An 18,929-nucleotide genomic window follows, 5' to 3' on the forward strand; every position below is an offset into this window, starting at 1 on the left:
CTATCCTATTCTCTATTTAACCATTTATTAATTATCAAATCTTCCGTAGAACGCATTACGGTATACATCAGCAAGCTCAGAAACCAGTGGCAGCTTAGGATTGGCAGTTGTACATTGATCTTCAAACGCACGGTCAGCCAAATAATCTACGCGGGATTCGAAGTCCTTAGGATCAAAGCCCAGTTGTTGGAACGATTCTTCGATGCCCAATTTTTTATTCATATCGCGAATAGCATTGATCAGGCTAGTTACACCTTCTTCAGTTGTGCGAGCTGGCAATCCCAGAATACGGGCAATTTCAGCATAACGCTCATCAGCTACGAAGTGCGAATATTTAGGGAACGAAGCGAACTTCGTAGGTTTTTTAGCATTGTAGCGGATAACGTGTGGCATAAGGATCGCGTTAGTACGACCGTGAGCAGTGTGGTACTGTCCGCCCCATTTATGTGCCAAACTGTGGTTAATACCCAAGAATGCATTGGCAAAGGCCATACCAGCAAGTGTTGATGCGTTATGCATTTTCTCACGTGCTACTCTGTCGCCTTCCAGCGCCGATTTTTCAAGGTATTGGAATACCAGTTGGATCGCTTTAATAGCTAGACCATCAGTATAGTCACTCGCCATAACCGATACATAAGCTTCGATAGCATGTGTCAATACGTCCATACCTGTATCAGCAACAGCAGTTTTTGGCAAGCTGTATACGAACTCTGGATCAATGATAGCCACATCTGGAGTTAACTCGTAGTCAGCCAAAGGATATTTAGTGTGCTGTTCAGTTGTTTTATCGGTAATAACTGCGAAAGATGTTACTTCCGAACCTGTACCCGAAGTTGTTGGAATCGCTACAAACTTAGCTTTGTTACCAAGTTTAGGGAATTTGTATACCCGTTTACGGATATCCATGAATTTTTGTTTCAGACCATTAAAGTCTGCGTCTGGATGTTCATAGAATAACCACATTCCTTTTGCAGCATCCATTGGGGAGCCGCCGCCAAGTGCGATAATGCAGTCCGGTTGGAATCTGTTCATCATTGCAGTACCTTTTTCAACTGTAGTTGTCGATGGATCTGGTTCAACTTCAGAGAACACTTCGATAGCTACAGGAGTTTGACGTTGACGCAGGTAATGTTCAACTCTTTCAACATATCCAAGCTTAACCATCATTGGGTCAGTGATAATTGCGACACGTGTGATATCAGGCATTTTGGTCAGGTACTGAGTAGCGCCTTTTTCGAAATATATCTTGTCAGGTACTTTAAACCATTGCATATTCACGGTACGACGATTCACCCTTTTCACGTTGATCAAATTGATTGCTGTAACGTTTTGCGACACGGAGTTACGACCATAAGATCCGCAGCCCAGAGTCAACGAAGGGATATTAGTGTTGTAGATATCGCCGATCGCACCATGTGTGGAAGGCGAGTTAACGAGAATACGTCCTGTTTGCAGACGGTTAGAGAACTTCATGATTACTTCTTCATTGTTGGAGTGGATAGCCGAGCTATGTCCCATACCACCAAATTCAACAATTTGAGCTGCGCGTTCGATACCTTGATCTGCATTCTTAACTTTGTAGCAAGCAAGAACCGGGCTTAATTTTTCAGCGGAAAGTGGATATTTAGTGCCTACACCTTCAAGTTCTGCTACCAGAATCTTTGTGCCGGCAGGGACTTGAATGCCACACATTTCAGCAATCTTCACTGCGGATTGACCTACGATTGCTGGGTTAACCGCACATTTATCTACATTCATTGCTCCACTAGTCAGTTTGGCAGCTTCTTCTTTATTCACAAAGTAGCAGCCATTAGCAATCATCTTTTTCTTCACTTGATCGAAGATTGGTTCTTCGATAATAACAGCTTGCTCGGAAGCACAGATCATACCATTATCAAATGTTTTAGAAAGAATAATGTCCGTTACGGCTTGATCAATATCCGCGCTCTTTTCAATGAAAGCAGGTACGTTACCAGGGCCTACGCCAAGTGCTGGTTTACCACAGCTGTAAGCTGCTTTTACCATTGCAGAACCACCAGTTGCCAAGATAAGAGCAACGTCTGGGTTGTTCATCAATGCGTTTGTCTTGTCCATCGTTGGCATTTCAATCCATTGGATACAGTTCTCAGGAGCGCCAGCTTTCACGGCAGCATCATGAAGAATTTTTGCAGCAGCTGCACTACACTCTTGCGCAGATGGGTGGAAACCGAATATAATAGGGTTCCGTGTCTTAATCGAAATCAACGCTTTAAACATCGTGGTGGATGTAGGGTTGGTTACCGGTGTGATACCCATAACAATTCCGACGGGTTCAGCAATTTTTTGGAAGCTATCATAAGCGTTGTCTTCAATAACGCCTACTGTTTTATCGTATTTAATTCCGTGCCAGATATATTCAGTTGAGAAGATGTTCTTCGTAATTTTGTCTTCGTATACGCCGCGTCCAGTTTCTTCTACGGCTAATTTTGCGAGGTACATATGTTTGTCGAGTCCAGCCAACGCCATTGCATGAACGATTGTGTCAACTTGCTCTTGGTCTAGCGCCATGAACGCCTCATGCGCTTTTTTTGCTTTATCCACTAAATTCTGAATATACTCTTCAGCGGTAACTTGTTTAACTTGGGCGGCGACTTCGTTCTTAACTGCCATCTCCCTCGTCCTCCTGTCAATTTTTAGTTGTTTTTCTCTACACATTTATCTTATCACATGATTTCCACCTTGTATAGTGAAATCTTTCACAAAGTATAAAGTTTTTTTGATTTGTTTTCAAAGCGCTTTCATTCGATCATATTATAGTCTTTTTACCATATTATGCGCTATAGAACCCTTTAAATCTTAGAATTATACTTTAATAAGCAAAATTTCAGCTCCTTTTTATTCCATATATCTATAATCAGTACACAAAAACGTATTCTCTTCATCACAGTCAATTACGATTTCCCTACACTGTAATAATTTCCAATTGATTATCACTATTTCTGAAGATTTATAAATTTATAAATCTTCACAACAAAAAACCGACCCCAAAGGGGCCGGTTTTTGCATTAGACTATTCCGCTTTAATCGTATCAAAGAATTTCTCTTGCACTGTTTTAGCTGCTGCTTCTAGCTGGCTCTTGGAATCCGTTCCTTTTTTGGAAAACAGCTCTTGAATAACATTGGACATGGTTGCGTAATAGTCCTGTGTGTTGTATTGAGCTTCAGGTTTACCATCCAAAAGTCCCATAATGTCAGGGCTATATTGGTATACATTTGTGTACTTGTCATAAACCGCTTTGGTCTTCTTACCAAACTCAGAATCAGCTGAGTAGTAGTCTAAGAGCGGCGGGATAAAGTATTTGCCATCGGTTGTACGTTGTTGAAGAATTGCATCCAGTGCTTCCAAACCTTTGTCAGAGAAATAATCAAAAGTAATGTAGCGGAATGCCATTTCTTGTTCATCTGGCGTAGCATTTGGATTAATTACTAGATAGTCACCACCAAGTACCCCTGTGTGTTTTCCGCCTTTTTCCATAGCTGGCATAGGATACGTAAGCACATCCTCAGGTTTCAGTCCACCTTGGTTCAACGCTTGCTCGATAACACCATCAGATCCGGCCATTACCATTGCTGTACGACTTTGTTGGAACGCACCTACAGCATCGCCCCAACCAAGTGCCCAGTCCTGTGGAATCGCGTTAGCTTCCCATCTAAGTTTCTTGTAGAAATCCAGTGCTTTAACGCCAGCATCGGAATTAAATGTAGCTATAACCTTACCGTCTTCAATTTTTTGAATCTCTCCGCCAGCTTCAAACAGGAAGTTGGTCCAGTTCCAACCTGATTCGTTCCCCTTACCCATTGGAGCAATACCGGAAATCCCTTTTTTGGCATCGGCTACACCTTTAGCCGTATTCAGCATATCATCCCAAGTCCAATCCATAGGTGGAATGGCTACGCCTTTTTCATCCAGCATTTTTTTGTTGATCATAGTGGTTGTTACATAACCTTTTTGTGTTACTCCGAAAACTTTGCCGTCGATAATAAATTGATTTTGAAGCACGGTGTTAATTTGATCTTTAAATTCATATTTGTTCCACAGATCTGTGATGTCAGCAACCCAGCCCTTTTCAACCAGGAATTTAGCTTCTGTAGCAAAAGTATTAAAGAAGGTTGGTGCTTCATTCGCAGCCATTTTGATTCCTATTTCACTTACATTGTACTGCCAGTCGTCTTTAACGATTTCTACGTTCGGATATACCTCTTGGAAACGTTTGATTTTGTCGTCTTCCTGTGCTCTTATTTCAGTCAGGTCAGGTGTTGGATAGTGAATCTTGATCGTCACTTTTCTTTGAGTAATGTCATCCACTGGCGCATCCGTAGCGGTTGCTGTATTATCCGTTACCGCATTTGTTGGCGCAGCAGATGCTTCCCCGCCTTTGTTCCCCGCTGTGTTTCCGTTATTGTTGCCGCTGCAAGCAGATAGCAACGATCCGGCTACAAGTACGCTTAGTAGAACGCTAGAGTACTTACGCATTGAAACTCCCCTTTTCAATTCATAATTATCTTACATATCGATCATAAATTAGAAACCGTTTACAAACGAGGTGCATTTATATTCCTTTCATGTGCATGTTTACGATCCGTGGATAAATCCGTCGATAATTGCTTATCCTTTCACTGCCGACAAAGCAACCCCACGCATAATGAATTTCTGGAAAATCAAGAAGACAATGATTGGAGGCAAGGATACTATAAACAGGATTGCAAATTTAATATTAGTATTGAGTGCCTTCACATTAATAACGTATTTATAAATGGCTGTCGCAAGCGTATATTTCTCTTCACTGTGCATAACCAGAGATGGCCAGAACCAGTCATTCCATGCAGTAGAAAAGATAAAGATCGCTAATGTAGCAAAAATCGGAATGGATAGTGGCACGGCAATGGAGAAAAAGCTTCTCGGCTCAGAGGCCCCATCAATTCGTGCTGCTTCAAAGATTTCTGGATGAATCCCGTCAAAAAAGTTCTTTAACAATAGAAAGTAGAACGTGTTCGCTCCCGCTGGCAACCAGAAGGCCGCGTACTGATTTAGCAATCCAAGCTCCTTCAAATTGACAAAGTTCGGGATCATGTAACTGGTCGCCGGAATAAACAATGTCATCAGGAAGAAGAAGTAAATAGCTCTTTTGTAAGGAACATTCATACGAGAAATACTAAAAGCTGACATTCCCAAAACTACAAGAGTCACGACCATATTCCCTAAAAAGATATAAATGGTGTTTCTAAGGAACATGGGTAGATCAATATAGTTCATCGCGTCTTTAAGATTACTGAAGTGCCATTCCTGAGGGAAAAAATGAGGCGGGAATGAATTCACCTCTTGATTCGACTTCAACCCGTTGAATAACGTCATACAAATCGGGTACAACATGCTAAAAACCATAACCAAAATAACTACGCACATCAAACCATAAACGATTTTATTACTTGTTTTTTTCAAATCGTGTTCTGAAAGAATTCCTCTATCTGCGCTCTTCATCTTAGTAGTCCTCCTTGTTAAGCTTGAACTGTAAAATGCCCAAACCACCTAGGACAATGAACATTAACATGCCAAGCGCAGTAGCTGTTCCATAATCGAGTCTTGTAAATGCATATTTCACGATCAACAGCGCATAGGTAAGCGTAGTATTATTTGGACCGCCATCAAGCAGCGCCATCTGTGACTGATACCCTTGTGAAGTACCAATAATTTGCAGGATCAGCATCAAAAAGATTAAATTACGCAGTGAAGGCAATGTGATGTACTTTATACGTGCCCATATACCTGCTCCATCAATCTCAGCGGCTTCATACCAATCTCTTGGAATGCTGAGTACAGCAGCTAAGTATATTAGCATCCCTGATCCGAACTGCTGCCATGTTTCCATAAACACAAGGGAAATCATCGACCATCTTGTATCTGTTAAGAAGGCAACCTGATCCACACCCATTGTGCCTAGTAACGCATTAATCGGGCCCACCGGATCATAAAGCCATCTCCACAGTCCATAGAGAACCACACCAGGCATTACGAAAGGAAGGTAAGCCGCTACACGTACAAAGCCCCCAAACTTTCTCAGCTCCGAGATCATGATGGCAAAAGCAATCGGAACCCAAAAACCGATAATAAGACATAGAAACATGTAATACCCAGTGTTCTTTAATGCGGTCAAAACATCTGGATCACTAAGTGCTCTACTGTAGTTCTCAAAGCCTACAAAGCTATTACCTTTCACAAAATCAACATGGTAGAAGCTGTACAGTAAGCCTTTAAAAATTGGAACCCACAAGAACATAATAAAAATAATTACGGCAGGTACGAGGAACATATATCCCCAAAAGTTTTTCTTCCAGCGGTTTTGCTTGTACGGTGTCCCCTTCAGCGTCGCCGGGTTTTCGGTTACTACTGCGGTTTGATTCATCAGGCTCCCTCATTCCATTGTTCTATCAGCATTTTTCGCAAAATGCTTCCTACCTTAAATTGTAGGAAATGAGGGTTGTACTGAACATGTCTATATCTACCGAAGTCATGAGTGTTTTTACTTCTTCAATTCACTGGGGCTAATCCCATAATATTTTTTGAAAATTTTACTAAAATGCTCGGGCGATTCATAACCCACACGTTCCGCAATTTCGTATCTGCGAAGATCGGTATTCAAAATCATCTCCCGACTTTCTTCCATCCGGAGCTTAATTACATATTCCCACAGGTTATAACCTGTATTTTTCTTAAATAGGTAGCTCAAATAATTGGGGCTAACATGATTCTTCTTAGCCACATCGTGAATAGTAAGTCCTTTTTGCGCATAGTTCTCGTCAATATATTCTTTTGCTTTTTGTACGATCAGATTGCTATGCGTATGAAGTTCTTCTACAGAAGGATCACTCGTGTAACTGTTCCAGTTGAAATCCCCATAATAGAACACGTAATGGTCACTATGCTCATTATTCCAGAGAATTGCATTAGAGGCCTGACGGTTCAACACGGCCATAAACGAAAGCCCCTTTAAAATCTGGCTAATGCCAATGACCACATTCAGATGTAAATATTTATGGATATTAAAATGTAGACTACGACCAAGTATATCTAGCCTGTTGATTTGGCCGGCAGAAGAATCCTCATAGCTTTTTTCATCCCATTGAATAATGATCGTAATTTCTCCATCTGGCGCATAAAAGGCTATCGAGTTCCATTCCTGATCCATTAATTCTTTGGCAATGTTCAGCGCAGCATAACAAAGAAGCCGTCTGTCCCGAATAGTATACTGCTTCTCCTGGTTTACTCCAGTCAGTGGTACCTTAAGTTTTAAGACGGAAAAATACGGCCCTTGTAGCTTCAGGTTATCCAGCTTCAGCAGGTTATCTCCTTCAGCTAGTACAACTCCAGGGTCAATGAGCAATTCGTTCAAGAGCTTGCTATATTCCGGCAGCGGCTCTTCCAGTCGAAAGCTTTCGTTAATTCCAGACATGAAGACATCTAGTTCTGGTGAGGGCTTCCCCATCTTAAGGAGTACATTTCGGACCGAATCCAAAAACTGCTCACTATTCAAAGGCTTGATTAAATAATCCTTTGCCCCGAGCCTAACAGCCATTTGAGCATATTGAAACGTCTCATGAGCAGAAATCACGATGGTCTGTACCCATGGTTTGGCTAGTTTGGCATGCTGCATCAAATCAATTCCACTCATCGCACCCATCTGTATGTCCGTAACGAGCAGATCAATTTCCTCCATACGTATACAGTCTAGTGCTTCAAATCCGCTATTAGCTGTATAGATATTAGAAATATCCAGCCCGGATGAAGCTAATAAATTGCTCAATCCTTTACAAATCAATGGTTCGTCATCCACAACCAATATATTGAACATATCTGCATGCTCCCCTTCCTTAGTCCTGATTCTCCGATTTCGGAAGCTTAACTGTTACTAGCGTTCCGCCTTCTGTACGAGGGGTATAGCTGATGCCATAATCAGAGCCAAAATGTAAATGAATACGCTGGTTAATATTGCGGATACCATAACCGCTAGTGGGATTGGGGCTTTCATCATTCAATACAGCTTCTATGGCTTCATAGTCAACAGACTTATAGCCGTTATCTTCAATAGAGATCCTAACGGTTTCATCCTCACACACTGCTGTGATGGTGATCTCACCATCCTCGCCCATATTTTTAACCCCATGAATAATAGCATTTTCTATTAATGGCTGCAGCGTGATTTTTGGAATTAGGTTGCTTTTCGTATCCGGGTGAATATTCATCACAACTTGAAATACATAATCATAACGGTGCTGCTGTAGCTTGATATAGGCCGTTGCATGCTCCAGCTCTTCTTCAAGGCTGATCAGCTCCCTTCCCCGACTAAGACTGATCTTCATTAGTTTGGACAATTCCTTGATCATCTCGGCGGATTCGACATTTCCTTCTAAAGAGCTTTTCCAATAAATGCTCTCTAGGGTGTTGTAAAGCAAATGAGGGTTGATTTGTTGATATAGAAGTTGAAGCTGGGATTCCTTCTGTTTAAGCTCCATCTGATATTTGTATGTGATTAATCCGTTCAGCCTTCGGGCCATATCATAAGTAGAAGCAATCAGCACACTGACCTCATCGTTACTCCCCCTCCGTGGTGTCTCTGGAACTCGATTACCCGGCTCGTATTTTCGCACGAAAAAAGCCAGCTTTTGCAAAGGAGTCATTAATGAACGCCAGAAGTACGTAATCATAATTAGTCCAAATACTGCATAAGCCACGGTGATATATTGAATAACACTTTTCATTTCGTTCTGTTGCTGCAGTAGCGCCTTCACCGGAACTTTGTAGACCAGTTTTTGTCCAAGCGCATGGTTATTGTTAACCACATAGATAAAATCGGAGGTAATCACATCCACTGTACCTTCCAGATCCTCGGCAACAACCGTCTCCGGCAGCTCAATCACTTCTCCAGTATTATTCGTAGTGGAGGCGAGAACACGATTGTTTAAATCTGTTAAATAAATTTCGCCGTCAGGCAAAGAGATGGATTTGAGAGATTCTCCAATTTTAGAGTCCATTTTGGTGATGACCAAAACCCCTATAGTCTCCGCTTTTCTGGAAATGTTGTTTACAGCTCTCATGTAAGTAAGTGTCTTTAAATTCTCCGCTTGAGCGCTTAGCCTCTCCGTGAACTTCAGTGAGCCGCGTCCTTTCTTCTGAACAACCTCCTCAAACCAGTAAGGCTCTTCGGCTTTAGAAAAGAAATAAACTCCCGCCTTCTTAACCTGTGGAAAATTGGGAGCGAAAAAGTAATAATCATTCGGATCGTATATATAAAGGGAGTAATAGATGCCATCACCACGTTCAGCCCCCTGAGAGTAACTGACCAACAGCTTCTCTATTGTCTCATATCGTTTGACCCGCTCCAGTATGGTATCCGAGCCAGTCATATTCATTTGCTGAATCAGAGGATTTTGAATCACGGTGGTAGTGATTTTATTAACTGTATCGATATCCCGATTAATGATCGTAAAGTTCTGCTTGTTCAATTCCACATATGCATTCGTAACATGGCGCTTCAGTATTTGCTCTGCCTTCAAATTCCCATATATGTTCAAAAAGAAGATCGGAGAAATCATAATCAGAAATAGCAGGATGAGCTGCTGCTTGACGTTCAGCTTTCGAATCAATCTAATCAGCCTAGACAACACTATAGTCACACCTCCGGGTTCAATAACTATATCAAAGGGACAAACGCTTACATATGTTCATTTTAAAGTTTTTTATGGTCATTTGTATGTAGTTTTTTTCTGTTGTGCGGATTTAAATGAGAGGGAATCATGGTGTCATTACGAGGAAACTTTGGACTTACGGCCGCTGTTGTCTCCAGATTTTCTGATTTATACCGCTACTGGCTGATAAAATCCGGAGACAAAGGCGGACGCTTTCGCTCCTCCAGTTCCAAAATTCCTCTCCATGACCTTCTTCCCTCTCAAAAAACCGAAAACAGAAAAAAGGGAGGGCGGGCAGGGACCACTGCGTGGGGCTTTGGGGGACACTTATAACTGGTCATTTCTAGGAAGGATTATGAGGGTACGGTGATATGTACGTCACTACGTGGAGCTTTTAGGCTTACGATCGCTGTTATCCACGAATTTCCTGATTTTATACCGCTTGGCGGTAGAAATCCGAGGATAAAGGCGACCACTTCGTTTCTCCAGCTCCAAACCTCCACTCCATGACTGCATCCTACTAAAATTCCCAACGTCTTTTGAAAGAGTACAATTCGAATAGTCCAGCCTCTTGATACGAATAATTAATGCAGTATTTTCAAATCCTAGGTTTTACCGACCCTGGTATTTAATAAGAACACTGAGGTACGGTTTACCAATAAGGAGGGCTTGAATTGCAACTAATATCAGACGTTTCTTTTGCAAATGGAGTTCAAACACGGTGTGATTGTAATCCCCAAAATGGTTTTATCAAAATCTTAGCAACAGGGGAATTGGCTGCTCAAGGACAAGATAGACGTTTGCTCATTCGAATAAACGGTGCGAATACTTCGTACAAAAGCTTCGTTCTTATGAACGGCGATTCAAGCGCGGGAGAATGGGATGAAACTGGGATTTACGTTGGTCGAAATGGTTGGGGACTAGATGCAACATTCTCATTAGATTTTACACTCGGCATTTTTTCTAATGCTCAGAAAATCACTGGTACGGGCTCTGCCGTTTTCGCTCACGGTGATAATAGAATTTTAGGTTATGAATGCCATGGATTTTTCGTTTCAAATGATTCCGTAAGGTCAATTGATGTAATATTTACAGGTGGTACTGTCAACGGACATACTCGCATTTACCAATTATAATTGCGAATTCATTTTAAAGGGGTATCAAGAGGTCATTTCTGTCCTTTTGATACCCCCTTTTTTTGCGATAGAATATTGGCTAGGTCGCTTTTTGCAATCAAAGATTTTATTTAATTTCTGTAAGTTAGTTTCAAGTCGCATCTATTTATATTGGCATGTTTTTTTGTTTATCAAAGTTTCCTTACGCTGTAAGGCTGGAATTAAATAAAGACCGGCTTATAAGTAGTATCTACTTTTAAGCCAGTCTCATCTCAATCTAGAATTGTTTTCATCTATAGTTAATTAGTTAAATCTATTGGCTTCATTACACTAGCTCAGAGCCTTAGTCTGTCAATAACTCATACAATCCTTTTACAACCATATCGGCTTCCTTCAGCACTTCCGGCTTACCTATGCCTACTACCTTCATACCTGCAGCCTTACCTGCTTGAACGCCCGCTTCCGCATCCTCAAACACGACACATTCGTCCGGCTGTAAGCCTAGCTCCTGACCAGCGATCAAGAATACCTCCGGGTCCGGTTTGGCAAGTGACACTTTGTTACCGTCAACTACGGCATCGAACAGATCCGTAATGTTCAGCTTATTCAAAATAAACTCTGCATTCTTACTAGCTGAACCTAACGCAATTCCAATCCCGCGCGTTCTCAGTCCTGTTAAGTATTCTTTGACCCCAGGAAGCAGTTCCGACTCCTCAAGCTTAGAGATGTACTCTACATATAGGCGATTCTTCTTCTCCGCCATCGCAAGCTTCTCCGCTTCTTCAAATTGTAGGCCACCAACTTCCAGAAGAATATCGAGCGATCTCATCCGGCTCACGCCCTTAAGACGTTCGTTATCCTCCTCTGTAAATGTAAAGCCTAGCTCGTCAGCAAGACTCGCCCAAGCCAAATAATGATATTTGGCCGTATCTACAATAACACCGTCCAGATCGAAAATGGCGCCTTTCATATTTTGCAACATGGATTTACTTCCTCTCCGTTGTTAGTTAATGACTATACTGTTGTTTCGGCCAAGGTTAGACGCAAGCTCTCACCTGCACCACAGGACTTTCCTTCTCCCCCTTGTACCGAGAACACCAGAGTCCCGCTGTAGTCGGCTGCTGTGGTAACTGTAACTTCATCCTTGCTGATCCGCAACTTAAAGGTATTCCCCCGAAGCGTAACCGGAAGCTCAACAGACTGCCAATGTTTAGGCAGTGAAGGTTTGATATGGACAGTTCCCCCATCATAATCCAACCCTGCAAAACCAAGCACCGCAGCCATCCAAGCACCACCGTTAGCGGCTGGGTGGGTACCACCGATATAAAGATCGCCTACGTACTGCTTAGATTCTCCCGTGAGATCAACAGTAGCCGTGCGCATAAAATATGGATATCCCCAATCCGGCGAACCAATATCGGCAGCTACCAAAGCGTAGATACAAGGACTAAGACTTGACCCATGCTCGGTGCGCGGTTCGTAGAATTCCCAGTTCGCTTGTTTCACTTCCTTGGTGAAGGAATGTTTGAATAGATTTAACATCAATACGACATCCGCTTGCTTCAGTATTGTTGTGATTGTGGCTAATCCATTACCGCCACCCAAATACTCATTTTTGTTAAGTACACGGGATTTCAAATCTGGCAGCCTAACATCTTCTAAGGTGAAGTAACGGTCGAATTGTTCGATGACAAGACTGGCAGGGTCTGGCTGCGGAACATAGAAGCTATCCAGCATAGCTTTGAACTCTGTCAGAAACGGACCTTCACTAAACTCTGTAGACAGTTGGTTGTACACTTCCGGATACTTATCTTGCAGCAATTCTGCTGTGCGCAAGGCAATCTCCAGTGTCTCCTTAACCAAAGCATTCGTAAAAGCATTATTGTTCACACGCTCATGATATTCGTCTGGACCTGTTACATCTAGAATCTCGAAGCGTTCTTTTACTGAATTATAGTAAGCATAAGAGTAGAAGAACCGGGCACATTCCCAGATCACTTCCGCCCCTCCGCTAGTCAGCAGACTCTCGTCACCTGTAAATTGAACGTATTTCCAGATCCCATGTACAACATCCCCACTGATATGAACCTGCTTATCACGGAAATAAGTCCGCATTGGTCGACCGGTAAATACATCATTCACATTAAACAGTGTACAAGCATCGTCTCCTGTATCCTGACTTTCCCAAGCATAGAATGCTCCCAAAAAACCATATTCCGCGGCCTTCCGGCGAGCTCCGTCCAAGGTATGAATCCGGTACATCATCAGGTTGCGAGCAACCGTTGGATCAGTATGCAGGAAGAAAGGCAGCATAAACATCTCCGTATCCCAGAATACGGCCCCTTTATAGACCTGACCCGATAAACCTCGAGCCGGGATAGAAACCTTTTCCGAAACTGTAGGTGCAATAATTAACAGCTGATAAATACTGTATCTTAGAGCAAACTGAGCATCCTCATCGCCTTCGATAATGACATCGCTAAGCGACCATCTTTCTTCCCATTGCTGGCGATGAGCCTGTAATAACTCGTCATAACCGAGCGTTTCAGCAGCTAGAACAGACTTTACTGCTTCTGACTCCGGTACACTAACATCAAGTCCAGTATATACCGCAACGTACTTAAACCATTCATAGGTCTCACCCGCACGCGCTTCAAAAGAAATCCGGCGAATACTAGCGCCCTCATCCAGTTGCTGATCTCCGAAATTAAATACGGCTCTCTCCGCCACAACTACCGGAATGTTCAATTCTCCACTAGTGGAGGAAGAGACTAGTACCTCACCCTGTGACTGTACTTTTTGACCATAGAGGTGGGGACCATTGATATCCCATACATCTACGTCAATCCCGGTCTCAATCACAATTTGGCAGTCCTGTGTACTATGGATAGAGTATTTACTAACGAGCAGGTGAAGATTGTCCTGGCTTACGAAACGATCTGCTGTAAATGTCAACATCCCACCATCAGATAGACTATAGCCAGTGCTCCGATGATGAATGGCACTACGAATATTCAGCTCCTGAACATGAGAGCTCGGTTCTTGCTCTAGCACACTTAAAGGTTGACCGTTGCAGACAATCTTGGTCCATAATCCATTAGGAGCATTGACAGGTTCTCTCCACTTATCTCCCGCTTTGTCATATAGACCAGCTAAAGTTACGGCAACTAACTCAGTTTTACCGAATTCCTCAAGTGTCCCGCGATATCCCATATAGCCATTGCCTAACATATATTTGTTCCCGTTCGTCGTCACAAGTTGCTTGTCAAAACAGCTATCCCTAACCGCCCAGCTCATCGAGCCAACATCCCTTCACCTAGCGGAAGCGTCGTCCCGGATGCGTCCACCGTAATTGACTGCCCATACACTGTAATATCAGTACTACCCCCATTAATTGCGGTGAGCGTTACTGAAGTCTTGTTGACCAAAATACGTAGTAATACCCCTTCATACATCACTTGGAAGCTATACTCGTTCCAGCGCTCCGGCAATGAAGGCTGGAAGGACAAACGATCCCCATCTGAACGCATACCTCCAAAGCCATACACAATATTCATCCAAGCGGCTGCAATCGAAGTCGTGTGCAATCCTTCGCGTGTGTTACGGTTGTAATTGTCTAAATCCAGTCTTGTCGCAAATTCAAAGAACGAATAGGCTTCTTCTGGCTTACCGATTTCGCTTGCCAGTATGGAATGGATCGAAGGTGAAAGTGAAGACTCATGAATACATCTAGACTCGTAATATTCATAGTTAGCAAGCTTCGCTTCTTTAGAGAATTGTCCATTATATAAGAACATAAACATGAGAACATCCGGTTGCTTAATCATGTCATAACGATACAATCGATCATACGACCAGTTCGAGTAGAGCGGAAACTCTGTTACAGGAATGGAATGAATATCAATATGTGGCATATCGAAGAATCCATCATGCTCCTCAAATACTCCTGTCACTTCGTCAACCGGAATCTTCATATTGTCTGCTTTATTTTTCCAATCGGTAAGCTCTTCGTCACGGAGTCCCGTCTTTTCCGCAACCATTGCAAAAGCCTCTGGTGCCTGTTCTTTCATTTCACTCAGGGTGTCTAAGGTGTATTCAAATGATTTTTGGGCCATCAAATTAATATAGCAGTTATTATTCACCATCAATTGGAACTCATCAGGACCCATTACGCCAAAATATCCATATTTCCCACTCTGTTGACCCCATTGACCGCGTGTAGCATAGAATCTACTGATCTGGATCAGCATTTCAGCGCCTTTACTGTGCAAGAATTCTTTATCCCCAGTATTTTTGACATAATGCCAGATACCATAGGAAATAGCAGTCCCTACATGAAGCTGAAGATTCGAATGCTGCCAGAGATCACAGCTTTCTGTTCCGTCTATTGTAGCAATAGGGTAGCAAGCGCCATCGCAATCAACATCTTTAGCACGTTGCATAGCCTGAGGTAATGTCTTATATCTAAAGTCCAGTAAACTCCGTGCAGCCTTAGGATTATTAAACATATAGAATGGTAAGCAATACGACTCTGTATCCCAGAACGCCAAACCACGATACACTTCTCCAGTCAATCCTTTAGCGCCGATGTTGAACCCTGGATGATCACCATGATAAGTCTGATAAAGCTGGAAAATGCAAAAACGAATGCCCTGCTGATTCTCAGGATCGCCCTCAATCCGAATATCACTTGTCTCCCAGATACCATTCCAATATGCCGTCTGATCCGCGAATATTTGAGTATCGCTCAGTTGATTTGCACTTTCAGCAAGAGCTAGCCCTTTGCTCCACAGCTCTTCAGCTGTATGGGCAGATTCACTATCCGAATAGTTGATAACCAGCTTTGTAAAATGGGTCGCTTTTCCCTGAGCAAGATCCATAGTAAAGCTTTGTCCAATAAATTTCTCATGTTCAACTCGCGTAAGCTGAAGCGGCTGTGAAGATTGTAAAGAAAAGCTAGAGAATAGCTTGTTAGCTGTATTCACTGTTCTCGCCATAATAGCTGTGGTAGATCCTTGTTCTCCACTGCGGAGACTACTCCACATACATTCACCGCGTTCCTCATGAATAATGCTGAAATCAAGACCTGCACAAATGTCCACGCTGCCCGAGAAATTAAGGGGCTCAAATTCCACCCGCTGTAGTCCCAGATGAGACATCGTCATACTTACCAAGCGTGTAAAGACAACTTTTAAGATTTTTCCATCATCTAGGTGCCAGATTAGCTCACGCCGATAGGTCCCACTACGAAGATCCAGTTTGCGCACATAATCCGATATTTTACTTTTTGCCAGATCAAGCTGTTCACCATTCACAGTGATCCGCGTATACAGCCAGTCCACCGCATTTACCATATATCTCAGCGAGCGAATAATCCCCTTATAATGATTGCCAATGTCCAATTGTTCATTTAGCCCGTTGAAATAACTGCCTTGCAGGGAATCCCCAGAGTAACCTTCCTCAGCATACCCCCGCACACCCATATACTCATTTCCTAGTGAAAAAATAGATTCCGAGGTCCGATTTCGTTCTGGATCAAAGCCCTCTTCAATAATTGCCCAAGGATCTACCTTAAGATATTTGTCCGCCACTTTAGCCATGTATGATTTCCCCTTCTCCTGGTTTTTGCTCCATTCTCAGGATATCGTTCCATACCCGTTGCGCCAATGTCTGACCTTAATGAAGATGTGTGCGTTTATACGGAGTTGAAATCGAACGGATTTCTATATCATGAATTTTTGCAGTATAATATGTAGAATCTAATAAGAACAAAAAAACAGCGACAGACCCATTATTTAAGAATAATGGATTGCCACTGCTGATATATAAAGAACATATACTTCTTACTCCTTTTTAGTTAAAAATCATATTACATCTAGCACTTTTGAAGTGAAAATAATCACAATGTTGAAAATTCGACACTTTTAAATGGTTTTTCTTACCCAAATTGAAGATTAAAGAGGTATAATTAATTTAAAATTTACTGAAAAACTGAGGGAATAAAGGGGATGTCGATTATGCTAAAAGAACATTACAATGTCATCGAAGCCCACGGAAATACAAACTGTTTCTCCGAACAGAATTTCAACAGACTTCTTGTTACTATGAAAGAGCGCGTTGTTCCAGAGGGTTCACATCTTTTCTGGGAAGGCGACTACTCGGATAAATTGTTTTATATCAAACGTGGACGTGTGAAATTAACTAAATCAACGGATGAAGGTAAAGAACTTATTCTTTATATGTACCAAGCTGGCGATATGGTAGGTCAAGCGGACCCATTCTTCAGCACCAAGCACAGCTTTACTGCAGAAGTGATTGAAGAAAGTGAAGTTGGCGTCATCGAGCAAAAGGATTTAGAAATTCTCATTTGCCAACATTGTGATTTTGCCATCGACTTTATGAAATGGATGGGCATTCATCACCGTCTAACTCAAACGAAATTCCGTGATCTGATGATGTATGGCAAACCAGGCGCACTTTGCTCCACTCTCATTCGACTTGGTAATACTTATGGTGAGAAGAGCAGCGATGGTGAGAACATCCTCATCAACAAAAAAATTACGCATACAGATCTGTCCAACATGATCGGCGCTACTCGTGAGAGTGTGAACCGGATGTTGAGCGACTTGCGTAAAAAAGACGCGGTTGAGTACGAGAACGGTATGATTGTCATCAAGGATCTTGGCATGCTGCAGGAAATTTGCCACTGCGAAATGTGTCCAAACGAGATCTGCCGCATCTAATTTCCGTTTATAATATACCCTCTATTCTCCTCAATGAAACACATATGACCCAATTATTCTGCACATTATAAAATAGAGTGGTCAAAGGCGCCTAACATAGGCGTCTTTTTTTATACCACAAGAAGAAAAAGAGCTGAACCCGAAATTGGGTCAGCCCTATAACTATATATACTCTTAACGCTTGGTCTGAGTACCCCGCACGGGAGAGATCATCCAGTAGGCCATACCGACGAATACGCCACCGCCAATTATATTTCCTAAGGTAACAGGAATCATATTGTGGATCCATCCGGCAATTGTAACGGTGTCAGGGTGATTCGGGAGCAACACAGCAACACTCAGCAGCGTCATATTAGCCACACTGTGCTCATATCCACTCGCAATAAAGGCAAATAAACACCACCAGATTAGAACCAGCTTGGCAGTTTCACTTTTGGCGCGTGAGGCCATCCATAGCGCTAGACAGACCAGCCAGTTACATAGAATCCCACGGAAAAATAGCTCTGAAAACGGAAGGCTCATTTTCTTGGCTGCAGCCGCAAAGATCAGATGCTCTGGGGGAGCCGCACTGAATAGCCCAGTTCCTCGAATCAAAAGTGCTAAAATCACTGCCCCTATCACATTCCCTACAAACACAAGCACCCAGTTCTTGACAGTATCCCAGATACTTGTTCTACCAGCAAGTGTACTAACCGTAAAGAACATATTATTTCCGGTAAACAGCTCTGAGCCTGCAAACACAACAAGAGTCAAGGCAATACCGAAGGATGCACCCATAATGAGGGGTTGGAAAGGCGATTTGGCAGCCGCTAGAGGCGCTCCCAGCGAGAAAATAAGGATAATCCCAATGCCTACATATGCCCCTGCCAAAAGGGCTGCTAGAAAATATCTTGGTAAACTTTCATTCATTTGGTCTCGCTTGCTGACTGCCGCCTCGACAATGTTCTCCACACTTTGAGTAAACATAATACTCCACCCCACCGTTTTCTATTTCATCCTTTACTACAAGCTTCGGTGTCTACAAGCTCACTGTCACAATGTCTCCGACAAGGGAGACTGGATAAGTCATAACGATACCTTGATCCGGTGCCTGAACTTCACCCGTGCGAAGATCTATTTTCCAATCATACAGTGGATCATAAAGAAAGTGACCCGAAACGATCCCTTCCGCAAGCGGCCCCCCTTTTGGATGAGGGCTCCGATTCTCAAGTGCATAGATCGCTCCGTCAGAGGTACGAAATACAGCCAGCTCCACATTTCCAGCAATCACCACACGGCCAATCTGCAGCAGGAAATCCTGTACTGATCCTATTGGATACGTTTGTGTTGTCTTATTCATTGGTCTCTCCCC

13 protein-coding genes are annotated in these 18,929 nt (G+C 42.7%); 2 read left to right on the top strand and 11 right to left on the bottom strand.

Annotated elements, in window-relative coordinates; all coding sequences use genetic code 11:
- Window positions 1-27: 27 nt before the first annotated feature.
- The 6 genes from adhE to H70737_RS21560 all read right to left on the bottom strand — a co-directional run bounded on the left by adhE (window position 28) and on the right by H70737_RS21560 (window position 9,699).
- Window positions 28-2,649 (bottom strand): bifunctional acetaldehyde-CoA/alcohol dehydrogenase, encoded by a 2,622-nt coding sequence (gene adhE / locus H70737_RS21535; protein WP_042129885.1) that lies wholly within the window; start codon window positions 2,647-2,649, stop codon window positions 28-30.
- A gap of 400 nt (window positions 2,650-3,049) precedes the next feature.
- Complete coding sequence (locus H70737_RS21540) at window positions 3,050-4,513, bottom strand: ABC transporter substrate-binding protein (RefSeq protein ID WP_042190528.1); 1,464 nt, start codon at window positions 4,511-4,513, stop codon at window positions 3,050-3,052.
- A gap of 132 nt (window positions 4,514-4,645) precedes the next feature.
- Window positions 4,646-5,518 (bottom strand): carbohydrate ABC transporter permease, encoded by an 873-nt coding sequence (locus H70737_RS21545; RefSeq protein ID WP_042190530.1) that lies wholly within the window; start codon window positions 5,516-5,518, stop codon window positions 4,646-4,648.
- Between the two features lies 1 nt (window position 5,519).
- Window positions 5,520-6,440 carry a carbohydrate ABC transporter permease gene (locus tag H70737_RS21550; protein ID WP_042129891.1) on the bottom strand — a complete coding sequence of 307 codons (921 nt, stop codon included), beginning with the start codon at window positions 6,438-6,440 and terminating at the stop codon, window positions 5,520-5,522.
- Window positions 6,441-6,557: 117 nt separating this feature from the next.
- Window positions 6,558-7,886 (bottom strand): response regulator, encoded by a 1,329-nt coding sequence (locus tag H70737_RS21555; protein WP_042190532.1) that lies wholly within the window; start codon window positions 7,884-7,886, stop codon window positions 6,558-6,560.
- 19 nt (window positions 7,887-7,905) lie between these two features.
- Entirely contained in the window at window positions 7,906-9,699 is a 1,794-nt protein-coding gene (locus H70737_RS21560) for a cache domain-containing sensor histidine kinase (protein WP_042190535.1), read from the bottom strand.
- A gap of 695 nt (window positions 9,700-10,394) precedes the next feature.
- On the opposite strand from H70737_RS21560, the gene H70737_RS21565 reads away from it, so the two are divergent.
- Window positions 10,395-10,856, top strand: coding sequence for a hypothetical protein (locus H70737_RS21565; protein WP_042190537.1), 462 nt, complete (start codon window positions 10,395-10,397; stop codon window positions 10,854-10,856).
- Window positions 10,857-11,178: 322 nt separating this feature from the next.
- Here H70737_RS21565 and pgmB read toward each other — a convergent pair whose 3' ends face one another.
- From pgmB to H70737_RS21580, 3 genes are read right to left on the bottom strand one after another with little or no spacing between them, the layout of a single operon-like run.
- Window positions 11,179-11,817 carry a beta-phosphoglucomutase gene (pgmB, locus tag H70737_RS21570; RefSeq protein WP_042190540.1) on the bottom strand — a complete coding sequence of 213 codons (639 nt, stop codon included), beginning with the start codon at window positions 11,815-11,817 and terminating at the stop codon, window positions 11,179-11,181.
- Window positions 11,818-11,849: 32 nt separating this feature from the next.
- On the bottom strand, window positions 11,850-14,132 hold the full coding sequence (locus tag H70737_RS21575) for a glycosyl hydrolase family 65 domain-containing protein (protein ID WP_042190543.1): 2,283 nt from the start codon (window positions 14,130-14,132) through the stop codon (window positions 11,850-11,852).
- Window positions 14,129-16,435, bottom strand: coding sequence for a glycoside hydrolase family 65 protein (locus H70737_RS21580; RefSeq protein WP_042190545.1), 2,307 nt, complete (start codon window positions 16,433-16,435; stop codon window positions 14,129-14,131). The genes H70737_RS21575 and H70737_RS21580 overlap by 4 nt, the downstream gene beginning before the upstream one ends.
- A gap of 417 nt (window positions 16,436-16,852) precedes the next feature.
- Between H70737_RS21580 and H70737_RS21585 the strand changes: the two genes are divergently transcribed.
- Window positions 16,853-17,578: a Crp/Fnr family transcriptional regulator gene (locus H70737_RS21585; RefSeq protein ID WP_042129903.1), complete on the top strand. Its 726-nt coding sequence runs from the start codon at window positions 16,853-16,855 to the stop codon at window positions 17,576-17,578.
- A 174-nt stretch (window positions 17,579-17,752) separates the two neighbouring features.
- Here H70737_RS21585 and H70737_RS21590 read toward each other — a convergent pair whose 3' ends face one another.
- Window positions 17,753-18,544, bottom strand: coding sequence for a formate/nitrite transporter family protein (locus tag H70737_RS21590; RefSeq protein WP_042190547.1), 792 nt, complete (start codon window positions 18,542-18,544; stop codon window positions 17,753-17,755).
- Between the two features lie 52 nt (window positions 18,545-18,596).
- On the bottom strand, window positions 18,597-18,917 hold the full coding sequence (locus H70737_RS21595; protein WP_042190549.1) for a nitrite reductase (NAD(P)H) small subunit: 321 nt from the start codon (window positions 18,915-18,917) through the stop codon (window positions 18,597-18,599).
- Window positions 18,918-18,929: the final 12 nt, after the last annotated feature.

Origin of the sequence: Paenibacillus sp. FSL H7-0737 (genome assembly GCF_000758545.1) — a bacterium.
Classification (GTDB): domain Bacteria; phylum Bacillota; class Bacilli; order Paenibacillales; family Paenibacillaceae; genus Paenibacillus_AQ.